17 protein-coding genes are annotated in these 22540 nt (G+C 66.6%); 14 read left to right on the top strand and 3 right to left on the bottom strand.

Annotated elements, in window-relative coordinates; all coding sequences use genetic code 11:
• Nucleotides 1-89: 89 nt before the first annotated feature.
• The gene (locus tag AB7A72_RS12370; protein ID WP_369460157.1) at nt 90-2558 is read right to left on the bottom strand and encodes a penicillin acylase family protein; all 2469 of its coding nucleotides are present in this window, start codon (nt 2556-2558) and stop codon (nt 90-92) included.
• 151 nt (nt 2559-2709) lie between these two features.
• On the opposite strand from AB7A72_RS12370, the gene AB7A72_RS12365 reads away from it, so the two are divergent.
• The 4 genes from AB7A72_RS12365 (at nt 2710) to AB7A72_RS12350 (ending at nt 7504) form a co-directional block, all read left to right on the top strand.
• Nucleotides 2710-3648 carry a LysR family transcriptional regulator gene (locus AB7A72_RS12365; protein ID WP_312450797.1) on the top strand — a complete coding sequence of 313 codons (939 nt, stop codon included), beginning with the start codon at nt 2710-2712 and terminating at the stop codon, nt 3646-3648.
• 204 nt (nt 3649-3852) lie between these two features.
• Nucleotides 3853-5292, top strand: a complete 1440-nt coding sequence (gene tcuA / locus AB7A72_RS12360) for an FAD-dependent tricarballylate dehydrogenase TcuA (protein ID WP_369460156.1) — start codon at nt 3853-3855, stop codon at nt 5290-5292.
• Complete coding sequence (tcuB, locus tag AB7A72_RS12355) at nt 5293-6501, top strand: tricarballylate utilization 4Fe-4S protein TcuB (protein WP_369460155.1); 1209 nt, start codon at nt 5293-5295, stop codon at nt 6499-6501.
• A 28-nt stretch (nt 6502-6529) separates the two neighbouring features.
• Entirely contained in the window at nt 6530-7504 is a 975-nt protein-coding gene (locus AB7A72_RS12350; RefSeq protein WP_407064978.1) for a Bug family tripartite tricarboxylate transporter substrate binding protein, read from the top strand.
• Nucleotides 7505-7564: 60 nt separating this feature from the next.
• On the opposite strand, the gene AB7A72_RS12345 is transcribed toward AB7A72_RS12350, so the two are convergent.
• Nucleotides 7565-8068, bottom strand: a complete 504-nt coding sequence (locus AB7A72_RS12345) for an NUDIX hydrolase (protein WP_239809782.1) — start codon at nt 8066-8068, stop codon at nt 7565-7567.
• Nucleotides 8069-8174: 106 nt separating this feature from the next.
• Between AB7A72_RS12345 and AB7A72_RS12340 the strand changes: the two genes are divergently transcribed.
• From AB7A72_RS12340 to AB7A72_RS12315, 6 genes are all read left to right on the top strand, one after another.
• Nucleotides 8175-9617, top strand: a complete 1443-nt coding sequence (locus AB7A72_RS12340; RefSeq protein ID WP_369460154.1) for an aminopeptidase P N-terminal domain-containing protein — start codon at nt 8175-8177, stop codon at nt 9615-9617.
• 210 nt (nt 9618-9827) lie between these two features.
• Nucleotides 9828-11273 (top strand): pyruvate kinase, encoded by a 1446-nt coding sequence (pyk, locus tag AB7A72_RS12335; protein ID WP_239809780.1) that lies wholly within the window; start codon nt 9828-9830, stop codon nt 11271-11273.
• Nucleotides 11274-11733: 460 nt separating this feature from the next.
• A complete protein-coding gene (locus tag AB7A72_RS12330) occupies nt 11734-12936 on the top strand; it encodes an imelysin family protein (RefSeq protein WP_312450787.1) in 1203 nt (400 codons plus the stop codon).
• Nucleotides 12937-12956: 20 nt separating this feature from the next.
• A complete protein-coding gene (locus tag AB7A72_RS12325; RefSeq protein WP_369460153.1) occupies nt 12957-14516 on the top strand; it encodes a di-heme oxidoreductase family protein in 1560 nt (519 codons plus the stop codon).
• A complete protein-coding gene (locus AB7A72_RS12320) occupies nt 14513-15682 on the top strand; it encodes an imelysin family protein (RefSeq protein ID WP_369460152.1) in 1170 nt (389 codons plus the stop codon). Before AB7A72_RS12325 ends, AB7A72_RS12320 begins: the two co-directional genes overlap by 4 nt.
• A 9-nt stretch (nt 15683-15691) precedes the next feature.
• On the top strand, nt 15692-16894 hold the full coding sequence (locus tag AB7A72_RS12315) for a DUF1513 domain-containing protein (RefSeq protein ID WP_369460151.1): 1203 nt from the start codon (nt 15692-15694) through the stop codon (nt 16892-16894).
• Between the two features lie 30 nt (nt 16895-16924).
• Here the strand turns inward: AB7A72_RS12315 and AB7A72_RS12310 are convergent, their stop codons facing one another.
• A complete protein-coding gene (locus AB7A72_RS12310; protein ID WP_369460150.1) occupies nt 16925-17632 on the bottom strand; it encodes a phosphatase PAP2 family protein in 708 nt (235 codons plus the stop codon).
• A 99-nt stretch (nt 17633-17731) separates the two neighbouring features.
• Here AB7A72_RS12310 and AB7A72_RS12305 point away from each other — a divergent pair, with 99 nt between their 5' ends.
• From AB7A72_RS12305 to gorA, 4 genes are all read left to right on the top strand, one after another.
• The gene (locus AB7A72_RS12305) at nt 17732-18433 is read left to right on the top strand and encodes a response regulator transcription factor (RefSeq protein ID WP_239809774.1); all 702 of its coding nucleotides are present in this window, start codon (nt 17732-17734) and stop codon (nt 18431-18433) included.
• A 2-nt stretch (nt 18434-18435) separates the two neighbouring features.
• A complete protein-coding gene (locus AB7A72_RS12300) occupies nt 18436-19785 on the top strand; it encodes a histidine kinase dimerization/phospho-acceptor domain-containing protein (RefSeq protein WP_407064983.1) in 1350 nt (449 codons plus the stop codon).
• A gap of 121 nt (nt 19786-19906) precedes the next feature.
• Complete coding sequence (gene fba, locus AB7A72_RS12295) at nt 19907-20971, top strand: class II fructose-bisphosphate aldolase (protein ID WP_239809772.1); 1065 nt, start codon at nt 19907-19909, stop codon at nt 20969-20971.
• 168 nt (nt 20972-21139) lie between these two features.
• The gene (gene gorA, locus AB7A72_RS12290) at nt 21140-22540 is read left to right on the top strand and encodes a glutathione-disulfide reductase (RefSeq protein WP_369460148.1); all 1401 of its coding nucleotides are present in this window, start codon (nt 21140-21142) and stop codon (nt 22538-22540) included.

The following is a 22540-nucleotide window of genomic DNA, read 5'->3' as shown; positions in this document are numbered from 1 at the left end:
AACACCCCCGCAGACCCGTGGGGGCAGAGGGCGATGCAGGCGATCCGACGATGGCCTGCATCGCCTTGCGGCTGCCGCGCCGCCGTGGCTTACTGCGGTGTCAACGCAATGCGCTCGCGGGTGGCCTTTTCCACCGCACTGCGCGAGTAGGCCAGCGGAAAGTACTGGCCTGCGGCCCAGGTGTTGGCCAGGTCGCGGTAATGCGGGCTGGCGGGGTTGCCCGATTGGCCTGGCGTGTTGACCACGCGTGAGGCGTCCCAGTTGCCCACGTCCACCACCATGCGGAAGGATGCGCCAGAGGTCAGCTGGTAGGTGTCCACGTTGTAGCTGGTGGCCATCGGCGTAGCCCAGGAGCCGCCGATGCCGCCGACGCCGACATTGAGCCTTTGCTGGGTGGCACTGTCCACCACACTGGCGAGCGGGTGCACAAAGATCGCCTGGTGCAGGCTGCCCCAGGTCCAGCTCCTGGCATCGGCCCCCAGCTTGGTCTGGATCCATTGCATCGCCGGTGCGATGGACGAGAGCAGCACTTGGTCGCGCTCGGCCTCGCTCATCCAGCCCTGCGGGCTTTCCAGCACCGCGATCATGCGGGTAGCGCTGGTCTCTTTGGCAAAGCTGCGCTCGTTGGCGGCCAGCACCTTGTCGGTCAGCGCTTTCTTCAGGGTGGCATTGCTCCAGACTTCGTAGAGCGCGGCGGCTGCGCTGTCCTTGGCCATCGTGCCGTCCCAGGCTTGCAGCAGTGCCAGGCCCTGGGCAGTCTGTGCATCGCTGCTTTGCAGCGGTGCCAGCAGTTTGAGCAGGCGCTGGGCAGGCACGGCGACGATGTCGGTCTGCCAGGCTTCGGAGTCTGCGACGCTGAGCTTCTTGCCGTCCTTGGCGGCCTTTTCAAACAGGCCATGCAGGCGCTGCGCGCGGGCCGCGTCCGACCATTCGTAGCCAATGCCCTTTTGGTAGAGCGGGTGGGTGGGCGGCACATTGTTTTCGTTGGCCGTCACGACATAGCCGCGCTGCGGGTTGAACTCCCAGGGCAGCTCGTCGCCGTTGCGGTAGCCCGACCATTCATAGCGGCCGTCGCCGGGCACCGGTGTCAGCCCATCCCAGTTGGGGCGGATGGGGGTGAGCCCGCCCGGAATCCAGCCAATGTTGCCACTGCTGTCGGCATAGACCTGGTTCTCGCCCGGTGCGCCCCAGCGGTTCATCGCGGCGCGGAACTGGTCGAAATCCTGCGCACGCATATAGTCCATCGAGCCGAAGTAGGGCGCCATGCCCAAGTCCAGCCAGGCGGCGCGCAGCGCATAGGCCTTGTTGCCTTCGGCAGCCAGCACGGGGCCGTGGCGGGTGTACCAGTTCTCGACGATGACGGGCTGGGCGGCGCCCTTGACCGCAATGGTTTCGGCCACCCGGGTCATCGGCTCCCAGCGGCCCTGGTACTTGTATTCCTTGCTGTTTTGCGGGTTGGTTTCGTAGACATACAGGTCTTCCTGGTCCATGTAGAAGCGCGTCAGGCCAAAGGCGATGCGGCCGTTGTGGCCGATGGAGATGCCGGGCAAAAACGGCTCGCCAGCACCAATCACATCCATGCCAGGCGCGGAGATGTGCGAGATATAGCGCAGGCTGGGCGCGCCATGGGCGCGGTGCGGGTCATTGGCCAGAATCGGGCGGCCGGTGGTGGTCATGCTCGGTGCGATCGTCCAGTTGTTGCTGCCGTAGCTGGCCAAGGTATTCGCATCGGGCTGGTTCAAGGTGGATTCGGACAGCGCCAGCAACTGCTCGGGTGCCATGTCCTGGGCCGAGACCTTGACGTTGTCCTTGGTAAAGCGCGGGCTGGCGGTGGCCAGCGCATAGGCGCGCTTGAGCTCCTTGCCGGGCAGGCCGCAGACCTCCAGCCCTTCGGGAATCTGCGGCTTCACATCGGGCACCAGCTCGCGGCGCAGCCAGTCCACCCGGGTGCCGTTGTGCTGGCCCTCGCAAAAGGCCTGGGCGCGGTCCACTTCGCCGGTGAAGTTCAGGGTCAGGCCATGGTGGCGGATGCGGACCGTGTCTTCCGCAGCCCATCGGGCCGGCTGGTAGCCCAGCAGCCTGAACTCTTCGGGCAGCAGGCTGGGGTCGGCCTGGGTCTGGGCGACGAAGGCGTTGACGCCGGCCACAAAGGCCTCGGCGACGCGTTTGGAGTCCGAGCCATAGGCCAGCCATTCGCGGTACATGTCGCCACGGAACAGCACCGCGCGCGCCGCCTTGTCGCTCTCGACCCAGGCCGGGCCAAAGTCCTGGGCCATCTGGCCCAGTCCGCGCTTGCGCCACAGGTCCATCTGCCAGAGCCGGTCGCGCGCCGCCATATAGCCTTGCACGACAAAAGCGTCATAGGTGGTGCCGGCGTAGATGTGCGGCACGCCCCACTGGTCGACCAGTACCTCGGCCGGCTTTTCCAGCCCGGCAATCCTGGCGCTGTGCTGGCTGGTGGGCGGTGTGCCCAGGGAGCTGCAACCGGCGGCAAGCAGCGCAGCGGCCAGTGGCAGCGCCAGGCGGGTGGCAAAACGACGGGGGTCGTGGTGGGGCATGGTATGTCTCCTCGTTATGGTCCAGGGACAATGCCATGCTTGCCTGCGCTGCGCAATCGCGTTGGCGCCAGGCGTCGGCGGGGCTCCAATCTGTGCGAGGATGCGCGCATCTGCACGCGCTCGCGGCTGCGACTTCGGAAGGAACCCCACCATGGAACTGCGCCAGCTGCGCTACTTTGTACGCATCGTTGAACTGGGCTCGATGAGCCGCGCCGCGCTGGATCTGGACATGGTGCAGTCGGCCCTGAGCCAGCAGGTCAGCCGCCTGGAGTCCGAGCTCTCTACCCGTTTGCTCCAGCGCACCTCACGCGGTGTCATCCCGACCGAGGCGGGCCTGGCGTTTTTCCATGAAGCCCAGCTCAGCCTGCGCCATGCCGACCAGGCCATCCATGCGGCCCAGCAGGCACGGCTGTCGGGCGCTGTCAGCATGGGCCTGTCTCCGACGATCGCCAACGTGCTGGGCCTGCCGCTGCTGCGGGCCATGCGCGAGCGCTACCCCGATGTGCGGCTGCACATGGTCTCGGCGCTGTCCGGCCACCTGACCAGTCTGCTCAACGCCCGGCAGATGGACATTGCCATTCTGTTCGACACGCAGAGCGCACGCCGCTGGCGGGTGACGCCGCTGCTCGAAGAGCAGCTCTTTCTGATCCAGTCCCGCCAGAGCCCTGTTGCACCCAAGATCCGCCATGGCGCGCCGGTCAGTCTGGCGCAGCTGCAACAGGTGCCGCTGATCCTGCCCTCGGGCAGCCATGGGCTGCGCAGCTCGGTGATGGCCTCGTTCACCAGTGCGGGTTTCCAATCGCAGATGGCGATGGAAATCGATTCGCTGCCGCTGTTGATGGAGGCGGTGGACGCAGGCATGGGTGCGACCGTCCAGCCCTGGTCGGCCGTCGGCATGTACCGCGATGCGGAGGCGCGTTTCCAGTGGTCGCAGATTGCAGACGATTCGGTGCGCCGCAAGGCGGCGCTGTGCAGCCTGTCGGACGATGAGCTGTCGCCCGCGGCGCTCGCCGCGCGCGTGGTGCTGGTCGATTGCGCCAGACGGCTGGTGCAATCGGGCCAATGGCTGGGCGCCTCGCTCGCGGCCTGAACGCGGGCGGCGCCCGGCCACATCACAAACCGTGATACCCCCATGCCCAGGGACGGCTGCACCGGCGCGGACCGGTTGTCTACAGTGGGGGCAACTCTCGCCGGTCGGGGTGCCGGGACCGCATCCCTTGTGATGCAGCGCCACGACCAGGACGGGCCCTTCCCACGTTGAACCGCCACCAGGCACGCCTTGTGGCAACCCCTCATGAAAACTGAAGCCTTTGACACCGATGTGCTCGTCATCGGTGGCGGCAATGCCGCGCTGTGCGCTGCCCTCATGGCCCGTGAAGCGGGCAGCCGCGTGCTGCTGCTGGAAGCGGCACCACGCGCATGGCGCGGCGGCAACTCCGGCCACACCCGCAATCTCCGCTGCATGCACAACGCCCCGCAGGATGTGCTGGTCGATGCCTACCCGGAGGAGGAGTACTGGCAAGACCTGCTCAAGGTCACTGCCGGCATCACCGATGAGCACCTGGCCCGCCTGGTGATCCGCGCCTCTTCAACCTGCCGCAGCTGGATGCGCCGGCATGGCGTGCATTTTCAGCCTCCGTTGTCGGGTGCGCTGCATGTGGCGCGCACCAACGCGTTTTTCATGGGTGGCGGCAAGGCCCTGGTCAATGCCTACTACCGCAGTGCGCAGGCGATGGGCGTGGACGTGCGCTACGAGTCGCCGGTGGACCGGCTGGAGATCGCCAACGGCCGCTTCGAGGCCGCCTGGTGCAAGGGCGAGCGCATCACTGCCAAAAGCTGCGTGCTGGCGGCCGGCGGCTTTGAGTCGAACCGGGAGTGGCTGCGCGAGGCCTGGGGCCAGAATGCCCGTGGCGAATGGCCTGCCGACAACTTCCTCATCCGTGGCACGGCCTTCAACCAGGGTGTGTTGCTCAAGCACATGCTCCAGGACCAGCTTGCCGATGCCGTGGGCGACCCCACCCAGGCGCACATGGTGGCCATCGATGCCCGTGCACCGCTGTATGACGGCGGCATCTGCACGCGCATTGACTGCGTGTCGCTGGGCGTGGTGGTCAACCGCGATGCCCAGCGCTTCTACGATGAAGGCGAGGATTTCTGGCCCAAGCGCTATGCCATCTGGGGCCGGCTGGTTGCACAGCAGCCTGGCCAGATGGCGTATTCCATCATCGACAGCAAAGCCATCGGCCGCTTCATGCCGCCGGTGTTTCCGGGCGTGCGCGCTGATTCGCTGCCGCAGCTGGCCCAGAAGCTGGGACTGCCGGTGGAGACCTTCATGCAGACCCTCCAGGCCTACAACGCCAGCTGCAAGGCGGGCCATTTCGACCATACGGCGCTCGACGACTGCCACACCGAAGGTATCAGCCCCGCCAAGACGCACTGGGCCCGGCCGCTGGATACCGGCCCGTTCTATGGCTATGCACTGCGCCCGGGCGTGACCTTCACCTACCTGGGTTTGAAGGTCGATGACAGCGCGGCAGTGCGCTTTGGCGGGCAGGCCAGCCAGAACCTGTTCGTGGCGGGCGAAATGATGGCGGGCAATGTTCTGGGCAAGGGCTACACGGCGGGGGTGGGCATGTCCATTGGTACCGCTTTCGGGCGGATTGCCGGCCGCAATGCTGCACTGGCCGCTGCCGGCCAGCCCGCGCTGCATGGCGCTGTGAACGACGAGGTCTGAATGAGCATCCAATCACTGCAAGAACTGGGCCAGCAGGCCCAGACCCTGGCCACTGGCAAGGTCATCCCCATCATCGCTGCGCCCACGCAGACGCCCGCAGAGCAAGAGGTGGCGCGCGTGATGCAAATCTGCAATGCCTGCCGCTACTGCGAAGGCTTTTGCGCCGTGTTCCCGGCGATGACGCGCCGTCTGGAGTTTGGCAAGGCCGATGCGCATTACCTGGCCAATCTGTGCCACAACTGCGGCGCCTGCCTGCATGCCTGCCAGTACGCGCCGCCGCACGAGTTTGCCATCAACATCCCCCAGGCCATGGCCGAGGTACGGGGCCAGACCTATGCCGACTATGCCTGGCCTCCTGCGCTGGGGCGGCTGTACCAGCGAAACGGCCTGACCCTGTCGCTGGCGATGGTGCTGGGGCTGTTCCTGTTTCTGGCATTGGCTGTCGCGTTGCGGGGCGGCGTGGGCCAGCTGTGGAATGCGCAGCTGGGCAACAACTTCTACAACCTGTTCCCGCATGGCCTGATGGTGGGCATTTTTGCGCCGGTGTTTTTGCTGGTAGTGCTGGCGCTCTTCATGGGCGTGCGCCGCTTTTGGAAAGAGGTCAAGCCCGCCACCAGTGGGGTGGATGTCGGTATGCCGGCTGCGGCAGAGGCGACGCAGGATGTGCTGCGCCTCAAGTACCTCGATGGCGGCCATGGCGAGGGCTGCCACAACGAAGACGATGCCTACACGCTGACGCGCCGCCGGTTCCACCATTTCACCTTCTACGGCTTTGCGCTGTGCTTTGCGGCAACGGCGCTGGCCACGGTGTACCACTATGCCTTCGACCTGCCTGCGCCTTACGAGCTGCCCAGCCTGCCCAAGGTGCTGGGTGCGCTGGGCGGGCTGGCCATGATGGTTGGCACGGTGGGCCTGTGGCGCCTGCACCGAAGCCGTCACCCGCTGCACGGTGATTCCCGGCAAAAGCCCATGGACCTTGGCTTCATTGCGCTGCTGTTTGTGGTGGCCTCCAGTGGCATGGCGCTGTGGCTGGGGCGCGGCACGCCCGCATTGGCACTGTTGCTGTGCCTGCACCTGGGCGCGGTGATCGCATTGTTCGCCACGCTGCCCTACGGCAAGTTTGCCCATGGCGTGTTCCGCACGGCCGCGCTATTGCGCCACAACACTGAAAAGCGGCAGCCCAGCCCGGTAGGCCTGGGCGCCGACTGACAAAAATCCCATACCCAGGAGACTCACGATGAACAAACGACAAGCGCTGTTGCGCACGATGGTGCTCGCACTGGTGGCGGTGCAGGGCGCCGGCCATGCCCAGGATTTTCCGCCGCGCAAACCGGTCACCCTGGTGGTGGGCTTTGCAGCTGGCGGTGCGGCAGATTCAGCAGCCCGCCTGATTGCCAAGAAGCTCGGGGAGAACTTCGGCCAGACGGTGGTCGTGGACAACCGGGGCGGCGCCGGTGGCAACATCGCGCACCAGTTTGTGGCCAAGGCCCCCGCCGATGGCTCGGTGCTGCTGTTCGGATCGGTGGGCCCGCTGACGATCGCGCCACACATCATGAAAGTCGGTTACGACCCATTCAAGGACCTGGCGCCGATCTCGGGCGGCGTGAACTTTCCCAATGTGCTGGTGGTGCACCAGGGCGCAGGCGTGAAGGATCTGGCCGGTTTTGTGGCCAAGGCCCGGAAGACGGCCGGCGGCGTGGACTATGCGTCCACCGGCGCCGGGTCAGCCTCGCACCTGGCGGGCGAGCTGTTCAACCAGCGCGCTGGCGTCGACATGGTGCATGTCCCCTACAAAGGAGGCGCTCCCGCGCTGCAAGACTTGATCGGGGAGCGCGTGACCTCGTACTTTGCGGCTCCGCCGACAGCGCTTCCCCATATCGAGACCGGCAAGCTGATTCCGCTGGCGACCACCGGCTTGACGCGGCCCGCGTACATGCCCAACATCCCCACCGTTGCCGAGGCGGGCTACCCCGGCTTCGAAGCGCTCAATTGGTATGCGTTTGTGGCACCGGGCAAGACGCCCGAGCCGGTGCTCGAACGCTGGAATGCGGAGATTGTCAAGGTGCTGAACGACCCCGCTGTGGGCGAGGCGTTGAAGGTGCACGGCCTGACGCCGCAACCGACCACACGCGCAGCATTTGCCGCCTTCATGAAAAAGGAGTACGAGCAGTGGGGCAAGGTGGTCAAGGAGCGCAAGATCAGCATGCAATGAACGCAGCGGCCAGGGGCCGCCCCCGAGGCTGCCGGTGCGATGCCTGAGGCTTCCCGGGGTCTATTCCAGCGGGTTCACGCCATCGGGCTGCACCAGCACCGATGCATCGGTGTAGATCAGGTTCAGCGCAAAGCGTTGGCCGGCCAGGTAGTCGTCCAGCGACTGCAGCACCAGCGGGCTGCGCATCTGGTGGGCCTCGGCGCGCATTTCATCGGCGGTCATCCAGACGGTGCGGCGTATGCCTTCGTCGAGCGGCTGGTTTTCATAGAACGCGCCCACCGTGCCAGTGAACGCAAAGCGCATATAGGTGGTGTCCGCGCCGCTCTTGGTCCGTACAAAACGGTTCATGTAGATGCCCAGCAGGGCCGAGGGCTTGAAGTCGAAGGCCGTCTCTTCAAGCACCTCGCGCACACAGGCCTGGATGGGGGATTCGCCCGGGTCCAGATGGCCCGCCGGGTTGTTCAGGCGGATGCCGTCCGAGGTGTCTTCCTCGACCAGCAAAAATCGGCCATCGCGCTCAATGACGGCGGCCACGGTGACGTTGGGTTTCCAGCGGTGGGGCATGCGGCATTATGTGCCAAGTCGCTGAAATTATAAAAAGCGGCGAAAGGGCTTGCCGCGCCCATGCAAGCTCGGGCGCTGCAGCCATGCTCTGCAGTACGATAGCGCCATGCACGCACCTGCCCCCACCCCAGCCATACCCGCACAGTCCGTCTATGCCGAGCGCCGCGCCCAGGTCGCGCGCCAGCTGGGCGAAGGCGGGATCGCCATCATCCCCACGGCGCCCGAGCATCCGCGCAACCGCGACAGCGACTTCCTATACCGCCACGACAGCTATTTCTACTACCTGACCGGTTTCACCGAGCCCCATGCCAGCCTCGTGATCACCGCCGATGGCAAGACCACCTTGTTTTGCGCGCCCAAGGACCTGGCGCGCGAGATCTGGGACGGCTACCGCCTGGGCCCGGAGGCAGCGGTGGCGGCCCTGGGTGTGACGCAGGCCTATTCGGTCGCCGAGCAGGCCGCCCGCATGCCCAAGATGCTGGAGAACCGCAGCGTGGTCTGGTACCCGTTTGCGATCCACCAGGGGCTGGAGAGCACGGTGGCGCAGTGGCTCAACGGCGTGCGTGCCCGCACCCGCTATGGCGCGCTGGTGCCCGAGCAGCAGCGCGACCTGTGCACCGTGCTCGACGAAATGCGGCTCTTCAAGGATGCGCATGAGGTGCCGATCCTGCGCCGCGCCGGGGCCATCAGCGCCCGCGCCCATATTCTGGCGATGCAGCGCTCGGCCCGCATGCTCCGCGCCGGCCAGGATGTGCGCGAGTACCACCTGGATGCCGAGCTGCTGCAGGCCTTCCGCGAATACGGCTCGCAGTACCCGGCTTATGGCTCCATCGTGGCCGCTGGCGCCAATGCCTGCGTGCTGCACTACCGCGCCGATGCCGCGCCCATCTGCGATGGTGAGCTGGTGCTGATCGACGCAGGCTGCGAGCTCGATGGCTATGCCAGCGACATCACCCGCACCTTCCCCGCCAATGGCAGGTTCAGCGGCCCGCAGCGCGATCTGTACGATCTGGTGCTGGCCAGCCAGGATGCGGCCATTGCGCTGGCCCGGCCCGGCAAGCGCTTCAACGACATGCATGACGCCACCGTCGCCGTGCTGGCGCAGGGCATGCTTGATCTGGGCCTGCTCGACAAGAACAAGGTCGGCAGCGTGCAGGATGTCATCGACAACCGCAGCTACTTCCAGTTCTACATGCACCGCACCGGCCACTGGATGGGCATGGATGTGCATGACTGCGGCAGCTACATCGAGCCCAGCGAAGTCGGCCACACCAGCGAGCGGCGCGATCCGCTCTCGGGCGAGCTGATCCTCAACCGCCCCAGCCGCATCCTGCGCCCCGGCATGCTGACCACCATTGAGCCCGGTATCTATGTGCGCCCGGCCGATGGCGTGCCTGAAGCGTTCCACAACATCGGCATCCGCATCGAGGATGATGCGCTGATCACCGACGATGGTTGCGAGCTGCTCACGCGCGGCGTGCCGGTCAAGGCCGACGAGATCGAAGCGCTGATGCGCGATGGCGCGCCCCGGCCTGCCGATCTGGCCTGATCCGACCTGCGTTTACACAACACCTGCCGGGCCTGGCGTCTTGCAGGTGTTTTTTGCGGGCCGCGCCATTGTGCAAACGCACATCGAATGAAACCGCGCTGTAACTCGCAGTGGCTGTTTCTCGTGTCAGAATGGAACTGAATTACATCGGGCCGGTATCTGGTGACAGGGCCGGCCCCACTTTTGAGACAAAGACACAGGGACCTGTCCATGATTTCGCCCAAGATCCGCCGCGCCACCAAGATTGTTGCCACGCTGGGCCCCGCCTCCAGCGAGCCGGCCCTGCTCGAAGAGATGATCCGTGCGGGGGTCAATGTGGTGCGTCTGAACTTCAGCCACGGCAAGGCGCAGGACCATGTGGACCGCGCCCGCATGGTGCGCGAGGCGGCGCAGCGTGCCGGCCGTGAAGTGGCGATCATGGCCGACCTGCAAGGCCCCAAGATCCGTGTCGGCAAGTTTGCCGAAGGCAAGGTGATGCTGGAGCCGGGCGCGAAGTTTGTACTCGATGCCTCCCGCCAGGAGCCCGGTGACCTGCAGGGCGTGGGTCTGGACTACAAGGAACTGCCCCGCGATGTGCGCGCGGGCGATGTGCTGCTGCTCAACGACGGCCTGATCGTGCTGACTGTCGATGGTGTGCTGGGCGACGCGGTGCACACCACCGTCAAGCTCGGTGGCGAGCTGTCCAACAACAAGGGCATCAACAAAAAGGGCGGCGGCCTGACCGCGCCGGCGCTGACGGCCAAGGACATGGAGGACATCAAGACCGCGATGAGCTTCCAGGCCGACTACGTAGCCGTCAGCTTTCCCAAGACCGCCACCGACATGGAAATGGCACGCCAGCTGTGTATGGTGGCCGCAGCCGAGTACCGCCACCGCCCCGGCCTGATTGCCAAGATCGAGCGTGCCGAGGCGATTCCGCACCTGGAAGACATCCTGCGCGTGTCCGACGGTATCATGGTCGCGCGCGGTGACCTGGCGGTGGAAGTGGGCCATGCGGCAGTGCCGGCCTTGCAAAAGAAGATGATCCGCATGGCGCGCGAGATGGACAAGGTGGTCATCACCGCCACGCAGATGATGGAGAGCATGATCACCAACCCCGTGCCCACCCGCGCCGAGGTGAGCGACGTGGCCAATGCCGTGCTGGACGGCACCGACGCAGTGATGCTGAGCGCCGAGACGGCTGCCGGCAAGTTCCCGCTGGAGACGGTGCTGGAGATGGTTGACATCTGCGCCCAGGCTGAGGCCTCGGCCGACTGGGATGTGGACACCGACTTTGTGGGCAAGACCTTCCAGCGCATCGACCAGAGCATCGCGTTGGGCGCGCTGTTCACTGCCACCCATCTGGGTGCCAAGGCCCTGGTCGCGATGACCGACAGCGGCTCGACCGCGCTGTGGATGAGCCGCCACCGCACCCAGATCCCCATCTACGCGCTGACGCCGAAGGTGGCTACCCAGCGCAAGATGGCGCTGTACCGCAATGTGCGCCCGTTGCTGATGGACACCAGCGCCGACCGCGACACCGCACTGGCCCAGGCCGAGGTGCACCTGAAGGCCCGCGATATCGTGCAAAGCGGCGATATCTATGCGATCACCTGTGGCGAGCCGATGGGCTCGCCCGGCGGCACCAACATGATGAAGATCAGCCGCGTGCTTTAAAGCCGCCTGGCCTTTGACCGGTACCGGGGCGCTTGCAGGCGCCCTTTTTTTGCGCCGCATGGGGACCTGCTGCAAAGCCCCTGTTATGGCTCGACGGCAAAAGGCGCGATGCGCCGCATCCCGATCCGCGTCCATCCCGTTGGGCAAGGGCCCTGCAGAGGATCGCTAGATCCGTCCCAGGTTGTGCGGATTTGTGACTGCGGCGATACTATGCCGCTCAGCGAGCCTGCCCATACGCCCGTGTGGACCAAGGGACTGCGCTGAAGCCATTCGAAACCAGGCTTTCTTGCCCCCGGAGACAGGGGCAGACCGGTGCTTCACCCGCCTGGCTTTCGACCACCTAGCCAAGCTGCTGCGATAAGAATTCACAACACGCACGCCTATAGCAGCCAAGCCAAACCCTTGTTGTTGAGCAGCACAGCGCCGCTGTGCCTGCATGTTTTTTTGGAAGAGGGAATCTATGTCGCAACGACTAGTACGCCGTTCGGTGTTGGGGCTGGCCTTGGGCCTGGGTTTGGGCGCAGTTGCCGGCGTGTCTGCACCGGCGTTTGCACAGACGGCGGCCGCCAAGGCCGGCAAGCTGGACGCCCGTGCGGTGGCAGTGGGCTACAGCGAATTGGTCTACGCCAACTACAGCGACAGCCTGGCATCGGCACGCGACATGCAAAAGGCCATTGCCGCCTTGCTCGCAGCCCCCTCCAAAGAGACGCTGGAAGCCGCACGCAAGAGCTGGCTCGACGCGCGTGAGTTCTATGGCCAGACGGAAGCGTTCCGTTTCTACGGCGGCCCGATCGATGACGAGAACGGCCCCGAAGGCCAGATCAATGCCTGGCCGATGGACGAGTCCTATGTGGACTATGTCGAGGGCAAGCCCAACGCCGGCTTCATCAACGATCCCAAGTTCAAGATCACCAAGGCCAACCTGGCCAAGCAAAACGAGCGCGGCGGCGAGGAAAACATTGCCACTGGTTGGCATGCGATCGAGTTTCTGCTCTGGGGCCAGGACCTGTCCGAAACCGGCCCGGGCGACCGCTCGTTTGAAGACTATGTCGATGGCAAGCGCGCCAACGCCGACCGCCGCCGCCTCTACCTGAAGGTGGTGACCGAGCTGCTGATCGACGACCTGGCCAGCGTCACCAAGGCCTGGGCGCCGGGCCAGAAGAACTACCGCGCCCAGTTTGACAAGGGTGGCGTGGAGTCGGTGCGCAAGATCATCGTCGGCCTGGGCTCGCTCTCGCGCGGAGAACTGGCGGGCGAGCGCATGGAAGTGCCGCTGAACTCGCAGGACCAGGAAGACGAGCATTCCTGCTTCTCCGACAACACCCACCGCGACATGGTCGCCAATGCCACCGGCATCCAGAACGTCTGGATGGGCCAGTACAAGCGCCGCGATGGCTCGACCCTGAAGGTGGCCTCGCTGGCCGACCTGGTGGCGGCCAAGAATGCCGAGCTGTCGGGCAAGACCAGCGCGCAGATCGCCAGCACGGTCAAGGCGACCGAAGGCATCCAGGCCCCGTTCGACCGCGAAATCATTGGCGGCGCCGACGCACCGGGCCGCAAGCGCATCCAGGCGGCGGTGGACAGCGCAACCGAGCAGTCCAAGCTGCTGGTGCAGGCGGCCAATGCCATCGGCATCACCAAGCTGACCCTGGTCCAGCCCTGACGAAGGACCGTTGCTGCACTATGTCTGTGAAGATGAATGACAACAAGCCCGGTGGCCGCGTGCAGCGGCTGGCATGGGCAGCAGCGGGTCTGTGCGCGGCCACCGCCCTGGTGGTGGCCCTGCGCCCGGAGGCCAGCGTGGCGCAGACCAGCGCCCCCGCCGAGGCCGCCGCAGCGGCGCCCGTGCAAGACCCCAGCGAGATGACCGGCGGCGACACCACGGTGTTTGCCACCGGCAAGAACGCGTTCTCGTTTCCTTTTGCTTCGCTGGCCGATGCAGAGCGCACGCGCTTTGTCATTGGCAACTCCTTTTTCAAGCGCAACTGGGTGGAGGCACCGGCCTCGACCCGGCTGCGCGATGGCCTGGGCCCGCATTTCATTGCCCGCAGCTGCGCGGGCTGCCACGTCATGGATGGGCGCGGTGAGCCGCCAGAGTTCCACCGCACGCTGGGGCCCGATCCCGAGCCCACGGTGGCGCTGCTGATCCGCCTGTCGGTACCCGGCAAGGCCGACCCGCATGCGGGCGTGGTGCCCGAGCCGACCTATGGCGACCAGTTCAACAACGCGGCCGTGCAGGGCGTCAAGCCCGAGGGCATCGTGCGCATCCACGGCACGCCGATCAAGGGCCGCTTTGCCGATGGCACGGCCTACGAACTCATCCAGCCACGCTACGAGCTGACCGACCTGGGCTACGGCCCGATGGCCAAGGATGTGATGCTGAGCCCGCGCATCGCACCCCAGGTGGTGGGCGTGGGCCTGATCGAAGCGATTGCCGAGGCCGACATCCTCGCCAATGTGCAGGAGCAGGCGGCGCTGGCCGGCCCCATCAAGGGCCAGGTCAACCGCGTCTGGGATGCCTATGGCCAGCGTGAGGCGATTGGCCGCTTCGGCTGGAAGGCCAACTCGCCCAGCGTCGCGCACCAGACGGCCAACGCCTTCTCGGGCGACATGGGCATCACCTCGCGCATCTTCCCGAACGAGAACTGCACCCCGGCGCAAAAGGACTGCCTGGCCGCACCGCATGGCGGCGGACTGGACAAATCCACCGCCGGCCGCACGGCGGCGCAGGCGCGCGCCGATGCCCCCGAGATCGACGACAAGACGCTCGACGATGTGATCTTCTACCAGGCCACCTTGGCGCCTGCGGCCCGCCGCAACATCAATGACTCGGCCGTCAAGCTGGGCCAGCGCCTGTTTGCCCAGGCGCAGTGCGCCGTCTGCCACAAGCCCAGCTATGTGACCGGCCCCGGCCCCTTCCCCAGGCTGACGGCCAAGAACATTGCCGGCCAGAAGATCTGGCCCTACACCGATCTGCTGCTGCATGACATGGGCCCGGCGCTGGCCGATGGCAGGCCGGACTTTCTGGCCAACGGCCAGCAGTGGCGCACGCCGCCGCTGTGGGGCATTGGCCTGATTCAGGACGTGAACGGCCACCAGCGCCTGCTGCACGATGGCCGTGCGCGCGGCGTGCTGGAGGCCATTCTCTGGCATGGCGGCGAGGCCGAGCAGGCCAAACAGCAGGTGCTGAACATGGAGGCCTCCGAGCGCGAGGCCCTGGTCAAGTTTGTGGAGTCGCTATGACGCAAGTCGGTACCAAGCGCTGGCCTGTGACGGCCGCGCAATCGCTGGGCAGGGCCTGCGCCCTGGCGGCCCTGGCCGCCACGGGCAGCCTTGCCCCGTTGGCGCAGGCCGCGGACACCCCCATGCCCTACTACACGGCTGCCCAGGCGCTGCAAAGCCTGTATGGCCAGCACCTGCCAGCGCGCGCGGCGGCGTTTACCCAGGCCGCCAACGCGCAGGACCAGGCACTGACGAGCTTCTGCGCCGGACCGGCCGCTGCCGCCAAAACGGCGGCAGCAGAGCTGCGCGGCCAGTGGCAGCGCAGCCATACCGCCTGGCTGCAGTTGTCAACGCCCAGCGTCGGGCCCTTGGTGGAGCGCCGCTCGCTGCGGCAGATCGATTTCACGCCGATCCGCACAGCGCTGATCACCCGCGCCGTCAAGAAAGGCCCGCAGACCGCTGCCGACATGGAGCTGGTGGGCACGCCCGCCAAGGGCTTTGGCGCGTTGGACTGGTTGCTGAGCCAGGGCCTGCAACCAGCCAGCCCGGAATGCGCGTTTGCAGTGCAGGTGGCCAAAGCCATCAGCGCCGAGGCCCAAAGCCTGCAGGCGGCGCTGGAGCCCCTGCGCAGCAAGACCTGGAGCGTCGAAGGCTCGGAGAGCGAGCCTGAAGATGTGGCCAGCCCCGGCGCCAAGGAGACGGGTTCGGCCATCGAGGAATGGGTCAACCAGTGGCTGGGCGGGCTGGAGCGCCTGCGCTGGGCGCAGATGGAAAAGCCGGTCAAGGTGGTCGAGGGCAGCAGCAAGGCCCCCGCCTTTGCCCGCATCGCAATGGCCGACAACTGGCGCGAGTGGCAGACCCAGTGGCAGGCCCTGCATGCCCAGGCCTTGCTCACCCCGGCGCAGCGCCAGCAGCCGCCCGTGCCCGGCAAGGACCTGATCTCGATCGAAGCACTGCTGCTCAGCAAGGGCCATATCGGGCTGGCCCAGCGCTGGCGCGAGGCCATGGGCGCGGCCGATGCCGCGATGCCGGCCCCCGGCAAAGTGCCCGCCAAGGAGGGCGCGCAGGCCAACAGCGAGATTCTGGCGCTCGCCACCAAGCTCAAGGGCATCACCGCGCTGTACCAGGCCGAGGTGGCGCCGGCGCTCGATATTCCGCTGGGCTTTAGCGACAGCGATGGCGACTGAGGACAAACGGTGACGGTGTTATCCACATCCCTGCCCCGGCGCGCGCTGCTGCGCGGGCTGGGCGCGTCGGCGATGGGCGCGCTGGGCCTGGCCGAGCTGTCCTTTGCCAACGATGCGGGCAGTACGGCGGGTATAAGCCGGCTCGCAGCCGTCTGGCGCGATGGACCCAGTGCGATGGCGCAGGACTGGGCCGGTGTGCTTGAAGTACTGCCCCAGGCCGGCGGCGGCCATGCCTGGCGCATGGCAGCGCGCACCCCGTTGCCCACACGCGGCCATGGCGTGCAAACCCTGCCGGGCGGCCAACTGGTGTTTGCCGCGCGCCGGCCCGGCGATTGGCTGCTGCGCTGGCAGCCCGAGACGGACGCGCTGCAATGGGCCTGGATGCAGGAGGACCGCTGCTTCAACGGCCATGTGGCGCTGGCGGCGCCGGCCACTGCGTGGGCTCAATCTGGCGCAGGCCGCAGCGGCATCCTCTTCACCACCGAAACCGATCTGGAAGACAGCCAGGGCTGCATTGGCCTGCGCGACGCCGCCAGCCTGGAGAAGCTGGCCGAATGGCGCAGCCATGGCATGGACCCGCATGAGCTGCTGGTGCTGCCCGCCGCGCTGGGCAGTCTGCCGGCCGGCACCCTGGTCGTCGCCAATGGCGGCATTCCCACCCAAAGCGAGACCGGGCGCAGCAAGAAATGGCTGGACAGCATGGACCCGTCCCTGGTCGCGCTGCACCCGGCCGATGGGCGCCTGCTGGGCCAGTGGAAGCTGCCCGACCCGCGCCTGTCGATCCGCCACCTGGCCTGGGATGCCGCGCGCCAGCGCCTGGGCATTGCGCTGCAGGCCGAGCATGACGATGCGCGGCGCCACAGCGCGCCCATCTTCGCCGTCTGGGATGGCCAGCGCCTGCTGCTGGCGCAGGACCAGCCACCGCTGGCCGGCTACGGCGGCAGCGTGGAATGCGCGCCGCTGGCACAAGGCGGTTTTGTCGTCAGTTGCCCCAAGTCGGACTGCATGGCCTGGTTTGACGCCCAGGCGCGCTACCTGGGCAGCAGCCCGCAAAGCGAAGTCTGCCCGGTGGCCCGCGATGGCGGGCGGCTATGGGCCGGCGGCGGCCATGGGGTGGCCGAGCGGACCAGCCGCAGCAGCGACCGGGCGGTGGCTGCGCTGGACACAGTGACCGGGCTGATGTTCGACAACCACTGGCGCTTGATGGGCTGAGGGGCAGCGCCCCCGGCACGGTTCAGGCGCTCAGGCGCTGAGACGGCGGCGTGCCATGCCCATGTCGATGACCAGGCCTGCGGTCCAGCACAGCCAGGCGGTCCACAAGGTGTGGCTCATATAGTGGGCGCCGCGCATCTGCTGGCCCAGGCCCAGCAGCAGGCCCATCACGAGCGCCACGGCCAGCCACCAGCGGGCAGCGCGCGGTGTGTCGCGGGCCAGCGCAAAATAGCCGCCAACAAAGGAAAAGCCCGCAGCCGCATGGCCGGCCGGAAAGCAGCGGCCCGCGCCCCCGTCATGCACGCCCCAGCGCCAGTGTGATACATACTCGGCCACGCCGCCGAAGACCGACAGATCCCAGGGGCAGCTGGTGGCGCTGCTGCGCTTGAGGATGGCCACCACCGCCAGAGACGCCAGAATGCTGACCAGCAGCTGCACCCGGCGGGCCGTTGGCAGCTTGCGCAGCAGGCCAAACGGCATCCAGACGCCCAGGCTCAAGGCCAGCACGATCACCCAGCCCAGGTTGCGCATGCCCTGGTGCATGTAGGTGACCAGGAAATGGTCGTCGCGCAGCGCAAAGCCCTGGGCGGTGCCCCAGACCTGGGCCAGCGCCAGGTCCTGGCCCGAGACATCCCAGAGCGCAATCAGCAAAAAGCTGAGCACGGTGGCCAGCAGCCAGCGGGGGTTGTAGAGAGCGGGGCGGGGTTCGGTCAGGGGGACGGGAGGGCAGGAAGGCATCATTGCATGCTGCGCCGACCGGCTTAAGGGCTTCTTAATGTCCCAGGTGCAGGGCGCCGGGCATAGGCGCGGTGGCGCAACTCATGCACAATGCCAGCCATGCGCATACTCATGGTGGAAGACGATGCCGGCATTGCCGAGGGCCTGAAGGCCAATCTGCAGCAGCGCGGCCATGCGGTGGACTGGTGCCCGACACTGGCCGAGGCCTGGCGTGCGCTGACGGCCGAGGGCTTTGACGTCGTGCTGCTCGACCTGGGCCTGCCCGATGGCGACGGCTCGCGCCTCTTGCAGCAGCTGCGCAATGCGCCGCCGCCCACGGGCCTGCGCAAAAGCCTGCCCGATCCGGCGACGCCGGTCATCGTGCTGACGGCCCGCGACGGCGTGCATGACCGCATTGAAAACCTGGACCTGGGCGCGGACGACTACCTCTCCAAGCCCTTCGATGCCGAAGAGCTGCAGGCCCGGTTGCGCGCGCTGGTCCGCCGCGCGGCGGGCCGCGCCAATCCGCTGATCCACTACCGCGACCTGGTGCTGGACCCGGCCTTGCACCAGGTGCGGCTGCGGGACGAAGGCGTCGAGCTCTCGCCCCGGGCCTACACGATCTTGCTGATCCTGCTGCAGGCCCATGGCAGGGTGCTGTCGCGCCAGCAGCTTGAAGAAAAGCTCTACAGCTTTGATGCCTCGGTCGAGAGCAATGCGGTGGAGGTGCATATCCACCACCTGCGCAAAAAGCTCGGCGCCGACTACATCCTGACGATGCGTGGCGTGGGCTACTTCATGCCCCAGGACCAGGCATCGTGAACCTGGCGGCCAAGCCCCCGCGCCTGCCGCAGCTGCGCACCCGGCTGCTGGTCTGGATTCTGGGGGCGCTGGTGGTTGTCTGGGCCAGCTTTGTCTACTGGGCCTACCAAACAGGTATCGAAGAGGCCGATGAGCTGACCGACGGGCACCTGGCCGGCGTCGCCGCGCTGGTGCTCAACATTCCTTACAGCGCGCAAATCCCGGCGGGCCTGCCGACCGAGCGGGTGCCGCTGCCGGGGCTGCATGCGCATGACTACCAGCAGTCGATGAGTCTGCAGGTCTGGACTGCCGACGGTGACCTGGTACTCAACGTCGGCAGTGCGCCGCGCCTGCATTTTGCCGATGGACGCAGCGGCTTCTTTGATGCGCAGCTGGGCGCCAGGCATGAGGTCTGGCGCACCTTTACCCAGTGGAACACCGAACACACGCGCAAGGTGGCGGTACTGGTCAACCTGCAGGAGCGCGATGACCTGGCCGATGACATTGCCGGGCAGATGATTCTGCCGGGCTTGTGGCTGCTGCCGGTCGTCACCCTGGTGCTGGGGCTGACGATCCGCGCCGGCCTCAAGCCGCTGACCCAGCTCTCGCGCGATGTGGAGCAGCTCGAACCCGAGCAGGGCCAGCGCCTGTCCACCGGCCACAACTGGCAGGAGTTCCGGGCGGTGACCCTGGCCTTCAACAGCTTGCTGGACCGCAATGACGAGGCGATGGAGCGCGAGCGGACCTTGGCCAACCAGGTCGCCCACGAGCTGCGCACGCCGCTGGCCTCCATCAGCCTGCATGCGCAATCCCTGCAAGGCGGGCTGGACCCGGCCCAGCAGGCCCAGGCGGTGCAGCGCCTGCATGCCGATGCGCTGCGCGCAGGCCATGTGCTCAACCAGATTCTGGCGCTGGCCCGCAGCAACCGGGTGGCGCTGACCCAGCAGGCCGCACCGGTGGACCTGGCGCAGCTGGCCCGCAGCATGGTGGCCGAATACGCGCAGGCGGCCTGGCGCCGGGGCAGCAGCGTGGCGGTAGAGATGCCTGAAAAACTGTGGGTGAAAGGCCATGCCGTGCTGCTGGAGGTGGCCTTGCGCAACCTGGTCGAGAACGCGCTGCGCCACACCCCCGAGGGCACGCAGATCGAGGTGCAGGGCGGCATGGACGGGGGACAGTGCTGGCTGCAGGTCTGCGATGATGGCGGGCGCGTGCAGCAGCAGCCCGTGCCCGAACCGGTGGACAGCCTGCAGCTGGGCCACCAGATCGTGCAGCGCATCATGGCGCTGCACGGGGGCAGTTTTGCGCAGCCGCAGGCGCTGGCGCCCTATACCACTTGCTACCGCCTCAGTATGCCGCTCGCCCAGATGGCCTGAGCTTGCTAAAATAGGCAGTTACCAAGCGGTTACCATGCCGCAGACATGAATCCAGGGTGTTGACGCGGCTGCTGTGGCCGCTGCAGCACTCTTTCTTTGCATTAGAACGGACACGACCACCATGCCTTTGATCTCGATGCGCGAAATGCTCGACCATGCCGCCGAAAATGGCTACGGCATCCCTGCCTTCAACGTCAACAACCTGGAGCAGGTCCAGGCCGTGATGTCGGCGGCAGACGAAGTGGGTGCGCCCGTGATCCTGCAGGCCAGCGCCGGCGCCCGCAAGTATGCCGGTGAGCCCTTCATCAAGCACCTGATCCAGGCTGCTGCCGAGATGTACCCCCACATCCCGCTGGTGATGCACCAGGACCACGGCACGACGCCCGAAGTCTGCCAGGGCGCGCTGAACCTGGGCTTTGGCTCGGTGATGATGGACGGCTCGCTGATGAGCGACGGCAAGACCCCGTCGTCATTCGACTACAACGTCGATGTGACCCAGAAGGTCGTCGCGATGGCCCACCAGATCGGTGCCACCGTCGAAGGCGAGCTGGGCTGCCTGGGCAACCTGGAAACCGGTGAAGCCGGCGAAGAAGACGGCATTGGCGCCGAAGGCAAGCTGGACCACAGCCAGATGCTGACCGACCCCGAGGAAGCGGCCGTGTTCGTCAAGGCCACGCAGCTGGACGCGCTGGCCATTGCCATCGGCACCAGCCACGGCGCCTACAAGTTCAGCCGCAAGCCCACCGGCGACATCCTGGCGATCTCGCGCGTCAAGGAAATCCATGCCCGCATCCCCAACACCCATCTGGTGATGCATGGCTCCTCGTCGGTGCCCCAGGAGCTGCTGGCCATCATCAACCAGTACGGCGGCAAGATGAAGGAAACCTACGGCGTGCCCGTCGAAGAGATCCAGGAAGCCATCAAGTACGGCGTGCGCAAGATCAACATCGACACCGACATCCGCCTGGCGATGACCGGCGCGGTGCGCAAGTTCCTGGCCGAGAACCCCGACAAGTTTGATGCCCGCGAATGGCTCAAGCCCGCCCGTGAAGCCGCCAAGCAAGTCTGCAAGGCCCGCTACATCGAGTTCGGCTGCGAAGGCCAGGGCGGCAAGATCAAGGGCTACAGCCTGGAGCAGATGGCCAAGAAGTACAGCGCCGGCGACCTGGCCCAGCTGGTCAAGTAAATCTGCCTGCGTTGCCAGTGCCTGGGGCACTGGCCGCCAAAGCCTGCAATCGCACCCGCATTGCAGGCTTTGCTTTTGGGCCTACGCGATGCGGCGATAACCGCACACGCGCACTGCGGCCGGTGTTTTTGCACAATGCCATGCATCGCAAACAAAGGAGCGCACAGCATGCAGACAAGCCATTCCTGGGATCTGGACCTGGTGGTGATTGGTGGCGGATCGGGGGGCGTGCGGGCCGCACGCATGGCGGCAGCGCGGGGCGCCAGGGTGGCGGTGGTGGAGTCCAAGGCCATGGGCGGCACCTGCGTCAACGTCGGCTGCATTCCCAAAAAACTCTACAGCTATGCGGCCGGTTACGCCGAGGCCTTTGACGAGGCGCGTGGCTATGGCTGGCAAATGCCCGAGACCATTGCGCTGGATTGGCAGGCGCTGAAGACAGCACGCGCGCGGGAAATCACCCGCCTCAATGGCATCTATGAAGGCCTGATGCGCAATGCCCAGGTGGAGCGCATCGCCGGCCAGGGCCGTCTGACCGATGCCCACACGGTGGTGGTTTCTGCCGATGGCGCCGATGTGCGCACGTTGCGCGCCGCCCATATCCTGATCGCCACCGGCGGCACGCCGGTGCGCCCGGACCTGCCCGGCAGCGAGCATGTGATCGTCTCCGACGACATGTTTGACCTGGCTACGTTGCCGCGCCGCCTGGTGGTCGTGGGCGCCGGCTACATCGGCTGCGAGATGGCGAGCATCTTCCACGGGCTGGGCGTCCAGGTGAGCCTGCTGCACCGGGGCGACCAGATTCTGCGCGGCTTTGACGACGAGGTGCGCAGCTTTGTCGCCGAGGAAATGCGCAAGAGCGGGGTGGAGCTGCGCATGAAGACGGAGGTGACATCCATTGCCTGCGACACTGCCAGCGGCGAGCGCACCCTGACCCTGGCCGATGGCAGCACCCTGAAAGCCGACCAGGTGCTGTACGCCACCGGCCGCAAGGCCAACGTCAGCGGCCTGGGGCTGGAGGCGCTGGGCATTGCGCTGGACAAGAGCGGCGCCATCGTCGTCGATGCGCAGATGGCCACCGCCCAGCCGAGCGTGCATGCGCTGGGCGATGTCGTGGGGCGCATGGAGCTGACCCCGGTGGCGCTGGCCGAAGCGATGGCCTGGGTGGACCATATCTGGGGCCCCGAGGCCGGCAAGGATGCACGGGCCATGGACTACGACAACATCCCGACGGCGGTGTTCACCCATCCGCAGATCGGCACCGTCGGCCTGACTGAGGCCCAGGCCCGCGAGCGCCATGGGGCCGTGCGCATCTACCGCAGCGATTTCAAGCCGCTGCGCCATACCTTGTCGGGGCGCAGCGAGCGCTGCCTGGTCAAGCTGGTCGTCGATGACGCCAGCGACAAGGTGCTGGGCCTGCATGTGGTCGGCGCCGATGCCGCCGAAATCACCCAGGGCTTTGCGGTGGCTCTCAAGGCCGGTGCCACCAAGGCGCTGTTTGACCAGACGATCGGCATCCATCCGACGATGGCCGAAGAGCTGGTCACCTTGCGCGAAGTAAGCCGCAAGTAA

The sequence above is a fragment of the Comamonas sediminis genome (assembly GCF_041107495.1).
GTDB lineage: Bacteria > Pseudomonadota > Gammaproteobacteria > Burkholderiales > Burkholderiaceae_C > Comamonas > Comamonas sediminis.
Note: the sequence above shows the minus strand (reverse complement) of the source record. Positions and strands in the feature narration are given on the sequence as shown.